Below are 19,540 nucleotides of genomic sequence, written 5' to 3' on the forward strand. Positions count from 1 at the left end.
TCTCACTTAATTTTATTGGTCGAATTTGATTATGACAATATCGTCTCCTCATATGGCTTTGCAAGGTGCAGTAGCATCAGCGCTTAAAACACTTGCTAGTGAAAAGCAGGGGCTTGAAGCTCTTGAAAAAGCTCTTCTGGAAAGTCTTTCTTCTTCTTTTGAAGCGGCTGTTCAAACTATTAGAAATGCTCGTGGACATGTGGTTATTACTGGTCTTGGAAAAAGTGGTCATATAGGGACAAAAATTGCAGCAACCTTAGCCTCAACTGGAACACCTGCCTTTTTTGTTCACGCTGCAGAAGCCAATCATGGTGATCTTGGTATGATTGGCTCTGATGACGTTATTCTTGCTTTATCATGGTCTGGTGAAACTCAAGAGTTAAGTGGTATTATAAGTTATGCGGCGCGTTTTCGTATCCCCCTTATTGCGATGACATCAAGTAAGCACTCTGTGTTAGGACGACAAGCTGATATTGTACTATTATTACCAAAGATAGAAGAGGCGTGCCCCCATGGTTTAGCCCCTACAACTTCAACAATTATGCAATTGGCAATGGGAGATGCATTAGCGGTTTCTCTTTTAGAAATGCGTGGTTTTACCGCAACGGATTTCAAAATATATCATCCTGGTGGTTCTCTTGGTGCAAGCCTTAAATACGTGTGTGATATTATGCATGAGGGTGATAATATTCCTTTGGTTATGCAGGGAACAGCTATGACTGAAGCGATGAATGTTTTGGTGGAAAAACATTTTGGTTGTGTTGGTGTTGTGAATCAAGAAGGTGAACTAATCGGAATTGTAACTGATGGCGATCTTGCACGTAACATTCATTTTAATTTATCAAAATTTAATGTTGACGAGGTGATGACCAAAGCTCCTAAAGTTGTAAAGCCAAATACACTTGTTGGTGCAGCAACAGCTTTTATTAATGATCATCAGATTGGTGCATTTTTTGTGGTTGAAGATAAAAAACCGATAGGAATTGTTCATTTTCATGATCTTTTGCGCATTGGCGCTGCTTAGATTAAAGTTCCCTATCAAATAAAATGTTATTTTAGGTTGAAATAGATTGAATGATACAAAGTTACAATTTTATTGTGAGGTGGCTTTACTGATATTTTGTGGAAGAAAATGATTATTTTACGCATTTCATAATGTTTAGAAAATTTTCAGGGTAAAGATTATACCAGCCTCTTTGCGTATTTTAGAGAGGATTTTCTATCAGGAGGAGAAAGGATATCGCCTCCTGCTTAATGTGTGTGCTCCCTCTGTTCTTAAGAGAGGTTTCCCTTGTACTTTGTTAAGATTTCCGCTTAAGGAAAAACTGTGCTCCTGTATGTGAGGTGCAGAGAAGTTGTGTGGCGTCATATGACATTGTACAATTGACTCTAGAAATTGTTCCACGGAGAATAGAGCGTATTTCAATTTCTATATTTTGGGCATTGAGATAATTATATGCTCCTTCTGATAGTTTTTCTTCTGTATCTGCTGCATGCGTTTCAAAAACACCATTGTGGAAAGAAGAAATAATACCATTCTCATCAACCCATTTTCCATCAATTCCAGTTGGCATATTTGAGTTATAATATCGCGAAAAGTTACAGGCACTTAACAGCAAGGCGGTAATTGTAAGACATAAAATATGATAGGTATGTTTCATTTATTGCACTCTATTTAGATTATTTTGCTCTCTAGTTTCTATAACATTATTAAATTACCCCATGAGTCAATATGAAAAATTTGATAAAAATCAATGAAAAAGCAAAAAAATGGAAAAAAATGCCTTAATGTTGTATTTAATTGACAGCTTGATGAATTTCGTAAGTGAAACACAAGAGGTAAAATATTTCTTATGGTTTACAACAATTTTTATATTAAGCTGCTAAGTAGTCTCAAAGGAGATTATTGACATTATGGTTGGTCCCATTCTTGTTGCGAGTGAAGATTATGGAAGACGTATAGAACTTTCTTCTATGCTGCGAGGTTTTGGTTATCGTGTCATTGAAGCAGAAAATGGTCTCCGTACGATTGATCTTTTACACAGGCGTAAAAACATTGTGCTTGCACTCCTTGATGTCGTTATGAGTGATTTGAGTGTGAGCGATTTGATTAAAATGATTAGAGTTGCTGGTGTTTCTGTTCCTATTGTCGTTATAGCACAACAAGAGAATCAGCATTTACTCCAGAAAGCTTTAACAGCTGGAGCTATTGATTATTGGATCCATCCAGTAACATTATTACGTGTAAGAGTTACTTTGGATATCCTTGCTCTTATTTCTGCCTTGGAGCATGAGGTTCGAGATATTCGGCGAAAAAAAGAGAATCATTTACGGTTTTCTGATCTTTGCGTAAAAAGTAGAGCTATGCAGATAGTATTAGAACAATCGAGACAAGCAGCAACTTCTTTACAGAATCTTTTGATAGAGGGAGAAGCTGGAACAGGACGTGAGACATTAGCTCGGATTATTCATCATGAGGGATTATTTTCGGAGGGTGTTTTTGTTCGCTTTCAATGTTCAGCCATCGTTGATCCAGAAGAAGAAAATCAGCAGTGGTTTAAAGAATTCCTACCATTGGTTTCTTCTCTTGAAAAAGGGACACTTTGCCTTTGTGATATTGATCGACTTGAGCCCATACAGCAAAAACGGTTTGCTCATTACCTTAAAGAAAGGGAAAGGGATACAAAAGGAGATTTTTTTCCTTTTCGGATCATCGCTATTTCAACATCGCGTTTAAAGGACTTGGTTAATGAGAACTTTTTTTTGCATAGTTTGTTTGAACAATTTTCTCACTTGTCTATTAGCGTTCCTGCTTTACGAGAATTAAGGGATGATTTTCCAGAGATCACACAACGTTTGATTGATCGCATTATCACAGAAACAGGGCGATCACATGTCCATGGTTTAGCAGGCTCTGCTCTTTCCTTGCTTATGCAGTATGATTGGCCTGGCAATAGAAATGAGCTTGAAACCTTTTTATTTCGTGCGATTTTACTCAGTGAAGGACCGTTATTAACTGTTCGAGATTTTCCGCAATTAATGGGAAATTCATTAATGAATGTTCCCAATATCATTGAGGGTAATATGCAAGAAGATAATGAGCAAGAATCGATAAAATTTTTGAATACTGATGGGCATGTACGTACTTTTGCAGAAATGGAGCATGATATTATAGAGAAAGCGATTAAACATTATAAAGGACATATGAGTGAGATTGCGCGTCGCCTTCATATTGGTCGCTCTACACTTTATAGAAAAATGGAAGAATTGAGAGCAATAAGAAATCAAGAACGAAAGTAAATTCATAACAAATTTCTCTTCATGACAAGCAAGCGTTTCAAAAAATAGAGTGAATTTTGATAAAGTCCGTGGGGGAAAGCTGAAGAAAACAATCATTTATTGTAAAATTTATCTATAGTGGATGATTTTGTTGATTTAAATCAAATATAAATTTTATGTGACTATTTTAATCGTTTGTTTCAATTTATACAATTTTAGTTAAGTTTACATTTATTAAAACAGAGAAGCATTTTTAAAAACTTTTAAATACTACCGCTAAAATTTTTGTATCATCAATATTAAATTTATACTCTCTTAAGCAAGAAGTGGCATTTTATCTGCTATACGATTAAGATAAAGTGATTAGTGTTATCGTTTGCATTACTGATGATGTGATAGTTTAAAATAGAAAGTTTGCCCTCTTTGACTCTTTTACAGATTGTTATTGGTTTTGTCCTCTTTTTTTTTATTGCATCTATGTTGGCAATCTACACCTATGGGCGTTTTGTGAAAAATGCTAGGGGAAAATGTTCTTATGCGTTACCTCTTCAGAAAGATGAAACTAAGCTTGATCGTATCGTCAGTCAATTAGCTGAGAAAGAAAATGGATTGGGGATTGATAAAGATGCCCTTTCCCTCATTATCAGCAATTTGGATGCGTTTTGTGTTCGGGCAATAGGAGCTGCAGAGGCTGGGCGTAGCCTTGATCTGATGTATTATATTTGGGATGATGATTTAACGGGGCGCCTATTATTAAGTGAAATAGTTGAGGCAGCTGATCGAGGGGTTCGGGTACGGCTTCTTTTGGATGATATTAATGCTCAGGCACGTGATCCAGCTTATATTGCGCTAGATAAACATCCTCACATTGAGGTGAGAATGTTTAATCCAGGGCGATCGCGTAAAGGTGGTTTACGCCGTGGTTTAGAAATTATATTACGGGCAATTACTGTAACACGTAGAATGCATAATAAAGCTTTTATTGTTGATGGCAGGGTCGCTTTTGTAGGAGGACGTAATCTTGCAGATTCTTATTTTGATGCTGGTAAAGAATCCCATTTTCGAGATTTAGATTTGATGTTAATCGGTCCTTCTGTTAAAAAGGTAGAAAGTATCTTTGATGATTTTTGGAATAGTGCTGTTGTTTTGCCAATTCATACTTTGGTTGTTCCTAAAAGCGCAAGTGATCTTAGCTATTGGAAAGATAAATTACGAAAGTTTCGTGATTCCAAAGTTGCAAAAGTTTATTTAGATTATGTCAAAGAGCACATTAACTTTAATTGTTTTATCCAAACAGGAAAGCGGTTATTTTTAGCAGACAAAGTTGTTGTTCTTTCTGACCCTCCAGAAAAAGCATTGCGTAAAAAAGCAAGTAATTGGCTTATGAAGGCACTTTCAAAGGTTATTGGAAATGCCCAAAAAACGGTTCAGATTACGTCACCTTATTTTGTTCCTGGTAAGGTTGGCACGCAGAATTTTAGTAATTTGGTTTCAAAAGGTGTTGATGTCAAAATTCTGACAAATTCTTTAGCAGCTACTGATGTAGCATTAGTGCATGGTGGTTATGTACCTTATCGTAAGGCATTGTTGAAAAGTGGTGTTAATCTTTATGAATTAAAAGCGGAAGGCAATACTCATGGGTTACGATTGTTTCGATCGAGTAAGGCAAGTCTACATGCCAAAGCTTTTTTAATTGATCGTAAAACAGCTTTTATTGGATCTTTAAATTTTGATCCAAGATCAGCATCATTAAATACAGAAATGGGCATTCTTTTTGAATGTGCTCCCATTACAGCAAGATTAGATTTGTTGTTTTCTGAAGAAACCACAGGGGAAATGAGCTATCATCTGCGTCTTGGTGATAATAATCGTATTTATTGGGATTTTATTGAAAATGAAAAAAAATATAGCATTGACTATGAGCCAGAAAGCAATTTTTGGCGTCGCGCATTTGCAAAAATAATAAGTTGGTTACCTATTGAATCACAATTGTAAATTTTTATAAACCACACTTAAAAAAAATATTTATTTTTCTTTTCATTTTGTTTGTAGCATGGCATAATTTTTTGCCAATCTACCATGTATGAGAACCGCAGTTGTATTTTAAAGCTTCTTGCGGTGTTTTATTATAAAAGGAATTTTGATATGGCAAAGATTGTTGAAACGGGGACAGGTGCATTGGCACTGACTTTTGATGATGTACTTTTACAACCCGGTCATTCTCTTGTTATGCCTAGTCAAGTGGATCTCAGTACGCGCATTGCAGCGGATATTAAGCTCAATTTGCCATTGCTTTCTGCGGCAATGGATACGGTAACAGAATCGCGTTTGGCAATTGCTATGGCTCAAGCTGGTGGTCTTGGGGTTATTCATCGTAATATGTCTCCTGCAGAGCAGGCAGAAGAAGTTCGCCAAGTAAAAAAGTTTGAATCTGGTATGGTTGTTAATCCAGTCACCATTGGACCAGATGCAACACTTGAAGAAGCAAAATCTTTGATGCGCTCTCATGGTATTTCCGGTATTCCGGTTGTTGAAAATGGTGCTAAAGGTGAAACTGCTGGACGGCTTGTTGGCATTTTGACAAATAGGGATGTGCGTTTTGCATCGGATCCTAAACAAAAAATTTATGAATTAATGACGCATGAAAATTTAATCACAGTGCGTGAAAATGTTCAACTCAATGAAGCGAAGTATCTTTTACATCATCATCGTATTGAAAAATTATTAGTTGTGGATGAACAGAATCGTTGTGTCGGACTGATAACAGTTAAGGATATTGAAAAAGCAAAATTAAATCCAAACGCTGCCAAAGATTCACAAGGTCGCTTGCGTGTTGCAGCTGCAAGTAGTGTAGGGAACGATGGGTTTGAGCGGGCTGAACGATTAATTGATGCAGGCGTTGATATTCTAGTAATTGATACTGCACATGGACATTCTCAGCGTGTATTAGACACTGTTGAGCGTATTAAAAAAATGACGTTTTCTCCAGCTATTATTGCTGGTAATGTGGCGACTGCTCAAGCAACACAGGCTTTGATTGACAGTGGTGCGGATGCTATAAAAGTTGGGATTGGTCCTGGTTCTATTTGCACAACGCGAATTGTTGCAGGTGTTGGTGTTCCTCAGCTTGCAGCCATTATGAATGCTGCAGAAGTTGCTGAAAAAGCGGGCATTCCCGTTATTGCTGATGGGGGGATAAAAGCTTCGGGTGATTTTGCTAAAGCCTTAGCAGGTGGGGCTTGTGCTGCTATGATTGGCTCTCTTTTAGCGGGTACAGAAGAAAGTCCTGGCGAAGTTTATCTTTATCAAGGACGATCCTTTAAAGCTTATCGCGGCATGGGATCTGTTGGTGCTATGGCACGAGGATCGGCAGATCGCTATTTTCAAGATGATGTTCGTGATGAACTTAAGTTGGTTCCTGAGGGTGTGGAGGGGCAGGTGGCTTATAAAGGTCCTATAGCATCAGTTCTACATCAGCTTGCTGGTGGACTTCGTGCTTCGATGGGGTATGTTGGAGCAAAAGATCTCGTAGAGTTTCGTGAAAAAGCAACGTTTGTACGTATTACGAATGCGGGACTCCATGAAAGTCATACGCATGATGTTTCTATCACACGAGAGAGTCCAAATTATCGTGGGCCAGTTTAAAGATACAAGAGCCTAATATCATATTGCATAAATATAAAATTTGCCGAGAACAAGAAAGAGAGACTGCGCTTTTTCTGTTTGTAATTTGGTGTAATAATCCCAAAAAGGAAAGAATTAGAGGTTAAAACTCTAATTCTTTCTGTTAAGACTATATGAAATAAGTTATATAAAATTAGAATTAACTTTTTGTTGTCTTCCGTCCAGTCTTTGACGCACGTTGGCGAGTGTTTGTCTGATCACTTTGAACGGATTTCTTTCCGTTGTTTGAGGGCATTGTATTATGACGGCTTTTAGACGAAGTTGTTTTTCCATTATTATAAGTCATTATTTTCTCCTTTAAAATTGTCTGGCAGTTGCCATTAGAGTAAAAACGGTCATGCCAAATAGTGGTTCCAAGCATTTTCTAAAAAGTTAATTTTTTGTTGAACGTAAGATGAGCTTGTTTAATTTTATGAGAAGATTTTTTCTATTGTTCAGACAATCCTCGTAAACTTTATTTTACGCCAATAAATTAAAGAGTTTGTTTTTTTCGTAATGCATGGCGGAAATAAGTTTTTTATGGATGGCTACGTATCTTTTAGTATAAGAGGTAGAAGGATAAAAAACGAATGGGCAGAAGATGAAAGGAAAAATTTAGATACTCTAAATTGGATCTTATAAAAAAGTATGATCAGATCGTTTTAAGATTGAATGTAAATTTTTTATGGCGTTGAGAAGGTTTCATTGGCAAGAAGGCGATAATATTATTTTTTAGATGATTTAAAATTTTATTATTTTAATGGGAGAAATGAATGCGATTAGGTGGGCGTTTGCAAGCAGCAATAGATGTTCTCACAGAGATAGAAATGAAGCATCGCCCAGTAGGAGAAGCTTTAAAGGATTGGGGTCTTTCTCATCGCTTTGCTGGAGCAGGTGATCGTGCAGCTATTGGTACAATCGTTTATGATGTTTTAAGACGACGTTATTCTTTACAATGGCGTATGGAGAGTGATGATATCCGAGATATCGTTTTTGGTGCCTTATTAGATTCTGGAAAAATGACGCTGGAGCAAATTGACGGTGAGTTGACAGAAGATCGGTTTGCACCGCAGTTATTAGGGGCTAAACAGCGTAAATCGTGGCAAGGTCAGCAATTAGTGGATGCTCCAGACTATATTCGTGGTGATATTCCGCAATGGTGTCAAGCGCATCTGCGTCCTTTATTTGGTGATAATTGGATCACTGAAGCGGCTGCGTTAGCAACGCGTCCTTCTTTAGACCTACGGGTAAATAACCTAAAGGCAACACCAGAAAAGGTGCTGAAAGAATTAGCAAAAACCAAACTTAAATCTTTTCCATGGTTTGGGCAAGCTTTAAGAATTGCACCGATTGAAAAGTTTAATCGTCATCCCAATGTTCAAGTGGAACCAGCTTTTCAAAAAGGACACTTTGAAATACAGGATTTAGGATCTCAAATTGTTGCTCACCTTGTGGAAGCGCAAGAGAGCATGCAGGTATTAGATTATTGTGCAGGTGCTGGTGGCAAAACATTAGCTTTAGCTTCCGATATGAACAATCGTGGGCAAATTTATGCTTATGATTCCGATAAAGCGCGCTTAGCTCCTATTTTTGATCGTCTTCGACGCGCTGGTGTTCGTAATGTACAAACACGAGCACAAAAAGAAGAATTGAAGCCATTAATAGGCCAGATGGATAGAGTTCTACTAGATGCACCATGTAGTGGGACAGGAACATGGCGTCGTCGTCCAGATGCGAAATGGCGTTTAACATTAGAACAAGTGAAACAACGCCAAACAGAACAGAGGGATATTTTGAATGAAGCGATAGCTTATCTTAAGCCAAATGGGCGCTTAATCTATATTACCTGTTCTCTTTTTACAGATGAAAATGAGGAACAAATTTCCCATTTCCTTCAACAACATTCTCATTTTTCTCCAATAGATATGCCAGCGCTTTGGCAGAAACATTTTAGTTTTTCTCCTGTGCAACCAGTTTTTTCAAATTATGGACTTACTTTGTCGCCAGCCACAACACAAACAGATGGGTTCTTTTTATCTGTGTTGCAAAAAAAACATTGATCCATATTTTTGCACTTTTTATCATAAACTTTACGAGAATAATCTTTTTCGTAAGAAAATAGGCTTGTGAAAAGAGAAAGATTAAATCATAACTCTCATGAGTTTTCTTTTACAATTGTTGATTGGTTTTCTATGAGCATATCACATCCAGACACTGTTCTTATTATTGACTTTGGTTCACAAGTTACACAACTTATTGCACGACGGGTACGAGCAATGGGGGTATATTGTGAAATTGCTCCTTTTCAATTGGCTTTAGAAGCTGTGCGCCGCATAAATCCTAAAGCTATTATTTTATCAGGGAGTCCTTATTCCGTTATTGATGAGGGCTCTCCGCGTGCACCAATGGAAATTTTTGAGGCGGGTGTTCCGATTTTGGGTATTTGCTATGGTGAACAAGTCATGTGTGTTCAGCTTGGAGGAAAGGTTGAAGCTGGACATGAGCGTGAATTTGGGCGTGCTTTTTTGGAAGTTCAAGAAGAGAGTGCCCTTTTTGATGGAGTGTGGGAAAAAGGTTCTCGTTATCAAGTATGGATGAGCCATGGTGACCGTGTGGCAGCTTTACCAGAAGGTTTTCGTGTCATAGGAACCTCAAAAGGAGCTCCCTATGCGGCTATTGCGGATGAAAAAAGACATTTTTATGCGGTACAGTTTCATCCTGAAGTTATCCATACACCGGATGGTACAAAACTTTTGCAAAATTTTGTTCATAAGATCTCTGCTATTAAAGGCAATTGGTCAATGGCTTCTTATCGTGAGCAGGCAATTGCTACGATACGACAAAAAGTTGGGAAAAGTCGTGTGATTTGTGGTCTTTCAGGGGGAGTGGATTCATCTGTTGTAGCGGTACTCCTTCATGAAGCTATAGGAGATCAACTGACATGTATTTTGGTAGACCATGGGCTGATGCGCAAGAATGAAGCTGAAGAAGTTCTCACGCTCTTTCGTGATCATTATAATATAGAGCTTATTCACGTTAATGCTGCTGATGTGTTTCTTAATGCTTTAAAAGGTGAGACAGATCCAGAAAAAAAACGCAAAACAATTGGTCGCCTTTTTATTGAAGTTTTTGAAGAAGAAACGAAAAAAATAGGAGGTGCAGAGTTTTTAGCACAAGGAACACTTTATCCAGATGTTATTGAGAGTGTGTCTGCTATTGGTGAAACGGTAACCATTAAAAGCCATCATAATGTGGGTGGGCTACCAGAACAGATGAAGATGAAACTTGTAGAACCGTTACGTGAGCTCTTTAAGGATGAGGTTCGCTCGCTAGGACGAGAGTTAGGGCTACCGGAGCAGTTTATTGGTCGCCATCCTTTTCCAGGTCCCGGCCTTGCAATTCGGTGTCCAGGTGCTGTAACACGTGAAAAATTAGAAATTTTACGCGAAGCAGATGCTATTTATCTTGAGGAAATCCGTAAGGCCGGTCTTTATGATGAAATTTGGCAAGCTTTTGCTGTTCTTCTTCCAGTTCAAACTGTTGGTGTTATGGGGGATGGTCGCACTTATGAATTTGTTTGTGCTCTTCGCGCCGTCACATCTGTAGATGGAATGACTGCTGATTTTTATCCTTATGATATGGCGTTTTTAAGTAAGACAGCAGCACGTATTATTAACGAAGTTAGAGGGATTAATCGTGTTGTATATGATGTAACCTCAAAGCCTCCTAGTACTATTGAATGGGAATAATTAAAATGAAGGATAAGTCTTTTAAGAATAAAATATGACTGAGGGTTTGATATTCGAAAAGTGTAGAAAAAATCATTTAAAAATGATTGTGTATTTTCATATGATATAAGCTTTTATCTGGCAATCTGTACGTCAATATCGTTTAAAATTGAGAAGTGTGGGATTTTGCATGTCTGAGAAAAAAATTGTTGCACACCGTGGAGGAGCTCATCTTTATCCTGAAAATACCCTTTCGGCATTTAATAATGCTATAGCGTTAGGTGTTGATGAAGTTGAATGCGACGTTCATTTGCTAAAAAGCGGTGAAGTGGTTGTCTTTCACGACTTCCGTCTAGACCAATTGGTTGGAAAAAAGGGGTATATTCACGACATTGATAATGAAACACGCAAACAACTCTGCGTAAAAGGAAGCCAAGAAGCACCTCCCTTATTAGAAGAAGTGCTTGATCTTTTAGCACCAACGAATGTTGCATTGCATCTTGAAATCAAGACATGCGGTGAAGTGGAGCGCGAAACAATATTATCCCAAAAAGCGCTTGCGCTAATAAAAAGCCGAAATTTATCAGAACGGGTTTCTGCTATTAGTTTTGATCCTTTTATCCTTCGTCCTTTTATTGAAGCAGGAATACCATCTGGTCCATGTGTTGATAATTTCGAAGGTGATATGTACCGTCATTTTTCTGAATGGAAGCAATTAGGTTATTCTGATCTAAGTTTAGATGGCTCTATTGTTTCACAGAACTTTATTGAATCAGCTCTTGAGGCTGGTTTTACTGTAGGGGTATGGACAATTAATGGAAAAGCTCGGTTATCATATTGGCTTGATATGCCTGTACATTATATTACGACAGATCAACCTGATCTCGCATTGCAATTGTGTGCACAAAGGTAAAAATACATCAACACAAAAGGAACTATATATCTTCATAAAGTTAGCGTAATGAAAGAAGAAAAATTATCTAATATACGACAATAATACATTGATTTATAATCATAATTAATATTTTATTCATGTGAGTAAGAGACCTTAATACGTAAGATTCTCTTATTTCAAATATTTTTACAATGAATCAATCAAAATCATTCGTTTGCACATTACAAGCAGGGTTGGTGTGTGGATAAAAAATGATTGAGAAAAGAATAAAAATATTCATTTAACGTATTTTAAATGCAAGATTTGTTGAAGCATTAGGATCGCACATGATGATGTCGTTTTGCACTTTTATGAAGTGTAAAAATGATGGCATACAAAAAGTCTTATATACTTTAATGGAGAGGCTTTAGGGCTTATTTTATAGGTGCTATCATGAAATGTAGATGTATTGAAAGATTTTTTAACAGCATGGAAATTGGTTATACAGTGTCATTTTGTTTTGCGTGAGGGGTGTGATCTTGTTACAGGGAAAGAGACTATTAAGCGCTTCAAAATGATTTTCTTAATTTTAAAAAAATTCTATTTGTCTCTTCTTTAAATTCAGTAGCAACATCGTGTTAAAGTTATAAGACAAATAATAAAAGAATAAACAATTCTTTTTAAAAAAGTAAATCCAGATATTAAAATAGTCATTGAATGATATTTACGATCCATATCTTTTTACCAAGTGACTTTGCTTATTTAAGCCATCTCACTTTTTTCAGATAGTTACAAACGCGTATTTCGTGAATACATAAGAAAGCTTATAAAAGAAAATAAATAAGTTTAAACAAATTCATTTGACCTTTAGGTGGATCCTGTTTAAATGAGAGAATATGTTTCTGAAATAAAACTGTCATAGCATGTTCATGTGTAATACTATAAATTTAGGGGTAGTTTGTATTCCATCACTTCAGAAAGGGTGAAGCATGAGTCGTTTTTATCTTTCCATAGCGGCCACGGTTGCTATCATAATGTCCACAGCGGGGATGACAGAAAGTTTTGCACAGACAAAAATCAGCTTTTGGCATTCTATGAGTGGTGAATTAGGAAAGCAAACTGAAAGTCTCATTAACGATTTTAATGCAAGTCAATCTGAGTATAAAGTTGTTTCTTCATTTCGCGGTGAATATGAAGAGGGATTGATTTCACTCATTGCAGCATTTCGTGGAAAGAAACAGCCAGTACTTGCTCAAATTTATGACGTTGGTACTGGAACTATGATGGCTGCAAAAGGTGCAATCTACCCATTTTATCAACTTATGGCTGATACAAAACAAGAATTTGATCCTACAGATTATTTCCCTGCTATTAGTGGTTATTACTCCGATGAACAGGGGCGTATCGTCTCTATGCCATTTAATATTTCAACACCCATCCTTTATTATAACAAAGATATCTTTAAAAAAGCAGGGCTTGATCCAGAACAGCCTCCTAGAACGTGGCAAGATATAGAAAACTTTTCCAAGAAAATTCTTGAGACTAAAGCGGCAACTTGTGGTTTTACAATGGCTTATGCCGCTCAATGGATTGGTATAGAAAATTTTTCAGCGTTGCATAATGTTCCTTTTGGAACGAAGGAAAATGGCTTTAAAGGACTTGATTCAGAACTTACATTTAATGGACCTTTACAAGTGCGTATGTGGACTGACCTGAAAAAGTGGTCTGATCAAGGTATTTTCCGTTATGGTGGTCCAGCAGGTGCATTAGATTCAACACCAATGTTTATGGCACAAAATTGTGCAATTTTTATGCAATCTTCAGGATCACATGCTGGAATTGTTTCTGAAGCTCAGTTTAATGTGGGGGTTGGTATGCTACCGTACTATAAGGATACAGAAGGAGCACCACAAAATTCAGTTATTGGGGGAGCTTCTATTTGGGCGTTTAAGGGCCATACTCCAAAGGAATATGCAGGGGCAGCCGCTTTTCTTAAATTTCTTTCAAAAACAGAAAATCAAGCAAAATGGCATCAGGAAACAGGTTATCTCCCAACCACAAAAGCGACTTATGAATTGAGCAAAAAACAACATTTCTATGAAAAAACGCCAGGTGCGGATATAGCTATCAAACAGATTAATCTTAATCCACCAACAGTTAACTCAAAAGGGATAAGATTTGGTAATTTACCACAAATTCGTGCCATTCTTGATCAAGAGTTGGAAGCTGTTCTTAGTGGTTCAAAAACGCCGAAAGATGGTTTAGATGAGACCGTTGAACGTGGAAATAAACTCTTGCGTGAATTTGAAAGATCTAATCATTAATTTCGTTTTATTGTTAAACATTAAAGACTCAACAAAAACGGTTGAGTCCTTTTTGTTTACTTTTTTAAAGTCTCTACATTTAAAGAGCCCTATGAATGCAAGAAAAACATGCATATTTTAAAAATAGTCTACTTTCTTACGGACTGCTTTTTCCTCAGCTTCTTGTGACTTTTTTGTTTTTCTTTTGGCCTGCTGCTCAAGCAATAAAATCATCTTTTGAACGTGAAGACCCTTTTGGCTTTACAACAACCTTTATTGGTTTTGAGAATTATCTAACCGTTCTTTCTGATCCTACTTATCGGCAATCGCTTTTTACAACCGCAGTATTTTCCATCTCAGTTACTGTCGCTTCAATGACAATATCACTTCTCTTAGCTGTCTGTGTTGATCGTGTCATCCGTGCAAAAAAGGCTTATACAATGCTTTTGCTCTGGCCCTATGCTGTTGCTCCAGTATTGGCAGGTATATTGTGGCTGTTTATCTTTCATCCCACCATCGGAATTATCCCTTTTTTTCTCGAGAAAATAGGGGTGCTATGGAATTATCGTATTAATGGCACTCAAGCAATGATTCTTATTGTCATTGCGGCTAGTTGGAAACAAATTTCTTACAATTTTCTCTTTTTTCTTACAGGTCTTCAATCTGTTCCGCGTTCTCAAATAGAAGCAGCCGCCATTGATGGTGCTGGTCCCTTTAAACGATTTTGGACAGTGGTTTTCCCGCAAATTTCACCAACGACGTTTTTCCTTCTTATTGTCAATGTCAATTATGTTATGTTTGATACTTTTGGTATTATTGATAATACAACTTCTGGAGGTCCTGCGCGTGCAACGAGCATCCTCGTCTATAAAGTATATGACGATGGCTTTAGAAATCAAATAATCGGTGCATCAGCAGCACAATCAACAATATTGATGTTGATGGTTATTGTCTTAACGTTTATCCAGTTTCGCTGGATTGAGCGCCGTGTACAATATTAGGAAACAAATTATGGTTGAAAATCGCCCTGTTTTGAAATTTCTAACCCATATTATTCTCATTGTTGGTATTATCATTATTTGCTTTCCAGTTTATGTTGCTATCATTGCATCAACTCATAGTTCAGCAGCATTTAACTCAGGAACACTTCCTCTTTTGCCTGGGAAATATGCTCTGGAAAATTATAAAACAATCTTTGGTGATGGCCTTGCACAGCTGGGTTTGCCCAACCTCTGGCCACTCTTAATGAATTCATTCATTATGGCTCTTGGGATTAGCGTTGGAAAAATTATTATTTCACTTTTGTCTGCTTATGCAATTATTTACATGCGCTTTCCCTTCCGAAAAACTGCTTTTGTTCTTATTTTTGTTACATTGATGCTCCCTGTCGAAGTTCGTATTCTTCCAACCTATGAGATTGTTGCAAAATTGGGGATGGTCAACACCTATAGTGGAATGATTATTCCACTTATTGCATCTGCGACCGCTACATTTTTATTTCGCCAGTTTTTTTTGACTGTTCCAGATGAACTCTTAGAGGCGGCACGTGTTGATGGTGCAGGTCCAGTTAAATTTTTTAAGGATATTCTTCTTCCTCTTAGTAAAAGCAATATTGCTGCTTTATTTATCATTATGTTCATTTATGGATGGATACAATATCTCTGGCCTCTTATCATCACAACGGATCAAAATCATCAAACGATCCTTATTATTTTAAAACAGCTTATTGTCGAATCACTTCAACATGATCCTCAATGGAATATACTCATGGCAGTATCGGTTGTTGCCATGGTTCCCCCTGTTCTTGTTGTTATCTTCATGCAGCGGCTTTTTATCAAAGGCCTTATTGAAACGGAGAAGTAATTGTGGCCATAATCCAGTTATCAAATATAAAAAAACAGTATGACAACGGCATTCTGGTCATTGATGATTTAAACTTAACTGTTGCCGATAAAGAACTTCTTGTTCTTGTCGGTCCTTCAGGGTGCGGAAAATCGACCTTATTACGTATTATAGCAGGACTTGAACAAGTTACCTCAGGTGAATTATGCATTGATAACGAATGTATCAATGATCGTGAACCAGCTGATCGTGATATCGCTATGGTTTTTCAAAATTATGCCCTTTATCCCCATATGACAGTTCGTGGAAATTTAGAATATGGTCTTAAAAATCGTAAAACTCCTAAAGAAGAAATTAAAAAACGTATCGCACATGCTGCAAAGCTTTTGGAGATAGAACCATTTCTTGATCGTAAACCACGACAATTATCAGGAGGACAACGTCAGCGTGTTGCAATGGGGCGTGTGATTGTACGTCAACCCCGTGTTTTTCTCTTTGATGAACCTCTTTCAAATCTTGATGCAAAATTACGGGCGCAAATGTGTATTGAAATAAAAACACTACAGCGTTCATTAGGAACAACGAGCCTCTATGTTACCCATGATCAACTAGAAGCTATGACATTAGCTGATAGAATAGTCGTTTTGAATAAAGGAGCTATCGAGCAAATTGGAACACCAATGGAAATTTACGATACTCCAGCAACAACATTTGTTGCTGATTTTATTGGTTCTCCTCCTATGAATTTTCTTGATCGCTATGTCTTAGAACAACATTTAGGGCATTCATTTTCTTATGGTGAAGAAACTGATCTTTTAGCATTCAGACCTGAAATAATCTTATTGGGCGAACATCCAGATAAAGGGCCTGTCTTTCACACAAAAATTGAGCTTATCAAGCTTATTGGAACAGGTTGCCATGTTTTAACGCGTTGGAATGGTATCATCTTTACGATTGAAATAAAAGAACGCTTGACACACGACTATGGTCAAAAACTAAGTTTCACTGTTGCTCATCAGAATTTTCATACTTTTAATAAAAACACAGGAAAGCGCACAAATAATAAGTAAGCATTAATTGATGTGATACGACTCTCTTTTATGCTGCGTCATGATAATGGTGTGTTTTGACTTGCTCAATTACATTTACAAACTCAGGTTGTAACCGATGGGATTAAAAACAAAATTTTAACAGTTTTGGTAATGATCTATTGTTCCGTGGCGCTGAGAATGTCAAAACATTTATATGAAGAAATTTTGCATTTTCACGGTCTGTAAGAAGAATATAATTTTCAAACATCATTTTCATTATAAAAAAACAACATATTATCATATGTTTCTTGATGTAATAATTTATGTGTATTATAAAAGTAAATGAGAGAAATAGAGAGAAAAAATGAGTCACAGATAAGGGAGGATGCGCCCCATATCTGAGCTTTGATCCCTAACATAAGAAGTCTATTTGATGCACAAAATACGATGCTGTTCTAAATAATCTCTACGAGAATAGGCGCATTCTATTTTACCGCTGGCCATATGATCTAAAATAGTTTCAGAGCTCCTATAAGAAGCATTTGTTTTTTTTACCAATCACATAAATTAGAGAGAAACCTATGCGCGCATGCTGCAAGTTTATTTTTTCTCATGTAAATCACTATGCAATTCTCAACAAGGGTATCTGATAAGTTGCAAAAAATCACTGAGAGATAGAAGGCGTGCTTGTTTTAGAATTTTCATTACTTTTAGCGATAAAAGCAGATGAAACACATCTGTAACATCTCATCGATCTTTTCTATATTCTTGAGTTAAAAATTGCCTATAGATCATCCTCAAACAGATCTTTATGAATATAACATAAAGGATCGATGCGAATACCTATAAGAATCAGCAGAGACAAAGACAGTTATGTTATTGTTTTACAAAGCATTGTATAAAATCTGGTATATTTTTTCAATATATTGCCAGTTTATTAATGGTTTTATGATATTACTTTCTTATAAAGCGCGTGCTTTTTGTTGCTTATAAATCAACCTAAACTTTATACAGCAGTATGTTTGAGACAAATATGAAGACGGTTCAGTGCTGTATTCAGTTTTGTATGCCAAAGTAGAATAAGCTTATCTGCTTGTGTAATTTCTAAAATGAGGAGACAGCTTAATTTAGGGAGAATATGAAAGCATCAAATAAAAAATAGATTCTGTCTTTAGCATCATCTTTTAATTTAGTATTGCAATTTTCAAAAACATCTGAGCCAGTGTCTCTTACATAATGGCGATTAAGTATTGCCGAACACATTTTTTTACGTAATAGAATTGCATCTCTCATACAAAACAGAATACCTAAACAGAAGGCTATTGGGTTGCCAATTTACGCACTTTTTTTAAAAAATATCTTGCAAGGTTGTTCCAACTATTTTTTCACGCAGTCGTTTATAAGTAGTATAACATAAAATCCATTGTGTATCGCCATCTTTATGCTTATAAAAATGCAAGCTGGGGCCATCATCATACTCTCTTTCAGTCTCCAACATTGCAACAATTATTGTGTTGAGACTCTTCATAAGAGGCATTTTTTCTTCAAGTGGTTTTTATTCATACACTAATTCTACTTGCATGTTATAAATGAAGTTGGATAGATAAAAATACTTTAAGAAAGAGACACCAAATTCTTCTTATGAATCGTTTCAAGTGTCGAGAGTTATTGTAAAAGAAGCATTGAAAAATAGAATGCTTACTGCTGACAGTTTGGGCACCATGAGGCAATAAATCCACTTACTTTATCTATCTTAGAATCTATAGAGTATAAATTTCTCTGTAAAAGTAACTTTATTTCATATCAATGTTATCAATTATAGCTGTTGGGGTATCATTAGTAACATAATCATAGACTTACGATTTTATGAACTCTTTTTTATCTCTTTTATAGAAGATCTTAATGTTTTGTGATAGCGTCAATGATGGTATTTACATTATGTTCCATCATATCGAGATAAGTTGCTGCAGGGCCATTTTTGTTTGACAATGCATCAGAATAAAGTGTTCCACCAATTGTTAAACCTGTTTCTTTTGCAATCTGTTTTATGAGACGGGGATTAGAGATATTTTCAACGAATAGGGCAGTTGCTTTATTCGCTTTAATTTGTTTTATAAGTTTAGCAACATCGGCTGCGGTTGCTTCAGTTTCTGTTGAAGCACTTTGAGGGGCAAGGATAGTAAAACCATATTCCTTGGCAAAATAGCCAAAGGCATCATGAGATGTGATAATGATACGTTTATCTTTAGGAATGGTAGCAATTTTTGTTTTCAGGGTATCTTGTGCTATTTTAAGTTTTTGGATGTAGGTTTCGGCATTTTTTTTGTAGCTGGTACAGGATTGTGGATCGATTTTACAAAAAGCAGCAGCGATATTCTTCACATAGATTTTGACATTGGGAATTGTTTGCCAAGCGTGTGGATCAATAACGCTGTGGTGGTGATGGGCATTATGTTCTTGATTTTTCATTTTGAGGGAGGGAATGTTAGCGCTAACTTCGACAAGAAGTGCTTTTGTACCACTTGCTGTAATGAGGCGATCAATAAATCCTTCTAAATGAAGCCCGTTGATGAAAATAATTTGAGCATTTCTAAGAGCCTGAGCATCATGGGGGGTAGGTTCATAAGTGTGAGTATTCGCATTGGGACCTACAAAAGTGGTCATAGAGATATGGTTGTCTCCTACATTTTTTACGAGATCTGCAAGAATAGAAAAGCTCGCAACAACTTTGATTTTATTGTGTGCAGAAGCAGAAAATGGAGAAAGGGCAAGCAATAAAGCTCCAAGAAGAACAAATTTTTGAGCAAACTTAGGCACATT

At 36.6% G+C, this 19,540-nt stretch carries 15 protein-coding genes; 11 read left to right on the forward strand and 4 right to left on the reverse strand.

Annotation, left to right across the window (positions count from 1 at the left end; all coding sequences use genetic code 11):
- Positions 1–31 precede the first annotated feature (31 nt).
- Positions 32–1,024: an SIS domain-containing protein gene (locus ACFIMI_RS04300; protein WP_375613282.1), complete on the forward strand. Its 993-nt coding sequence runs from the start codon at positions 32–34 to the stop codon at positions 1,022–1,024.
- 277 nt (positions 1,025–1,301) lie between these two features.
- Here ACFIMI_RS04300 and ACFIMI_RS04305 read toward each other — a convergent pair whose 3' ends face one another.
- Positions 1,302–1,661 (reverse strand): hypothetical protein, encoded by a 360-nt coding sequence (locus ACFIMI_RS04305; protein WP_375611849.1) that lies wholly within the window; start codon positions 1,659–1,661, stop codon positions 1,302–1,304.
- A gap of 253 nt (positions 1,662–1,914) precedes the next feature.
- On the opposite strand from ACFIMI_RS04305, the gene ACFIMI_RS04310 reads away from it, so the two are divergent.
- From ACFIMI_RS04310 to guaB, 3 genes are all read left to right on the forward strand, one after another.
- Positions 1,915–3,300 (forward strand): sigma-54-dependent transcriptional regulator, encoded by a 1,386-nt coding sequence (locus ACFIMI_RS04310; RefSeq protein WP_375611848.1) that lies wholly within the window; start codon positions 1,915–1,917, stop codon positions 3,298–3,300.
- Positions 3,301–3,702: 402 nt separating this feature from the next.
- Positions 3,703–5,274: a phospholipase D family protein gene (locus ACFIMI_RS04315; RefSeq protein WP_375613283.1), complete on the forward strand. Its 1,572-nt coding sequence runs from the start codon at positions 3,703–3,705 to the stop codon at positions 5,272–5,274.
- Between the two features lie 150 nt (positions 5,275–5,424).
- Positions 5,425–6,924 carry an IMP dehydrogenase gene (gene guaB, locus ACFIMI_RS04320; RefSeq protein WP_375613284.1) on the forward strand — a complete coding sequence of 500 codons (1,500 nt, stop codon included), beginning with the start codon at positions 5,425–5,427 and terminating at the stop codon, positions 6,922–6,924.
- A gap of 178 nt (positions 6,925–7,102) precedes the next feature.
- Here guaB and ACFIMI_RS04325 read toward each other — a convergent pair whose 3' ends face one another.
- Positions 7,103–7,249: a hypothetical protein gene (locus ACFIMI_RS04325; protein ID WP_273722522.1), complete on the reverse strand. Its 147-nt coding sequence runs from the start codon at positions 7,247–7,249 to the stop codon at positions 7,103–7,105.
- A 466-nt stretch (positions 7,250–7,715) separates the two neighbouring features.
- On the opposite strand from ACFIMI_RS04325, the gene ACFIMI_RS04330 reads away from it, so the two are divergent.
- The 7 genes from ACFIMI_RS04330 to ACFIMI_RS04360 all read left to right on the forward strand — a co-directional run bounded on the left by ACFIMI_RS04330 (position 7,716) and on the right by ACFIMI_RS04360 (position 16,759).
- Positions 7,716–9,002, forward strand: a complete 1,287-nt coding sequence (locus ACFIMI_RS04330; protein WP_375627664.1) for an RsmB/NOP family class I SAM-dependent RNA methyltransferase — start codon at positions 7,716–7,718, stop codon at positions 9,000–9,002.
- 132 nt (positions 9,003–9,134) lie between these two features.
- On the forward strand, positions 9,135–10,691 hold the full coding sequence (guaA, locus tag ACFIMI_RS04335; RefSeq protein ID WP_375611844.1) for a glutamine-hydrolyzing GMP synthase: 1,557 nt from the start codon (positions 9,135–9,137) through the stop codon (positions 10,689–10,691).
- Between the two features lie 169 nt (positions 10,692–10,860).
- Positions 10,861–11,583, forward strand: coding sequence for a glycerophosphodiester phosphodiesterase (locus ACFIMI_RS04340; protein ID WP_375611843.1), 723 nt, complete (start codon positions 10,861–10,863; stop codon positions 11,581–11,583).
- A 950-nt stretch (positions 11,584–12,533) separates the two neighbouring features.
- On the forward strand, positions 12,534–13,868 hold the full coding sequence (ugpB, locus tag ACFIMI_RS04345; protein WP_375618067.1) for a sn-glycerol-3-phosphate ABC transporter substrate-binding protein UgpB: 1,335 nt from the start codon (positions 12,534–12,536) through the stop codon (positions 13,866–13,868).
- 95 nt (positions 13,869–13,963) lie between these two features.
- A complete protein-coding gene (ugpA, locus tag ACFIMI_RS04350; RefSeq protein WP_375627662.1) occupies positions 13,964–14,848 on the forward strand; it encodes a sn-glycerol-3-phosphate ABC transporter permease UgpA in 885 nt (294 codons plus the stop codon).
- A gap of 10 nt (positions 14,849–14,858) precedes the next feature.
- Positions 14,859–15,710 (forward strand): sn-glycerol-3-phosphate ABC transporter permease UgpE, encoded by an 852-nt coding sequence (gene ugpE, locus ACFIMI_RS04355; protein WP_375613289.1) that lies wholly within the window; start codon positions 14,859–14,861, stop codon positions 15,708–15,710.
- A 2-nt stretch (positions 15,711–15,712) separates the two neighbouring features.
- The gene (locus tag ACFIMI_RS04360; RefSeq protein ID WP_375613290.1) at positions 15,713–16,759 is read left to right on the forward strand and encodes a sn-glycerol-3-phosphate import ATP-binding protein UgpC; all 1,047 of its coding nucleotides are present in this window, start codon (positions 15,713–15,715) and stop codon (positions 16,757–16,759) included.
- Between the two features lie 1,309 nt (positions 16,760–18,068).
- Here ACFIMI_RS04360 and ACFIMI_RS04365 read toward each other — a convergent pair.
- Positions 18,069–18,248: a DUF4102 domain-containing protein gene (locus tag ACFIMI_RS04365; RefSeq protein ID WP_375632276.1), complete on the reverse strand. Its 180-nt coding sequence runs from the start codon at positions 18,246–18,248 to the stop codon at positions 18,069–18,071.
- Positions 18,249–18,619: 371 nt separating this feature from the next.
- Complete coding sequence (locus ACFIMI_RS04370; RefSeq protein ID WP_375613291.1) at positions 18,620–19,537, reverse strand: metal ABC transporter solute-binding protein, Zn/Mn family; 918 nt, start codon at positions 19,535–19,537, stop codon at positions 18,620–18,622.
- Between the last annotated feature and the right edge of the window lie 3 nt (positions 19,538–19,540).

Origin of the sequence: Bartonella sp. AP4SXKL (genome assembly GCF_042195845.1) — a bacterium.
GTDB lineage: Bacteria > Pseudomonadota > Alphaproteobacteria > Rhizobiales > Rhizobiaceae > Bartonella.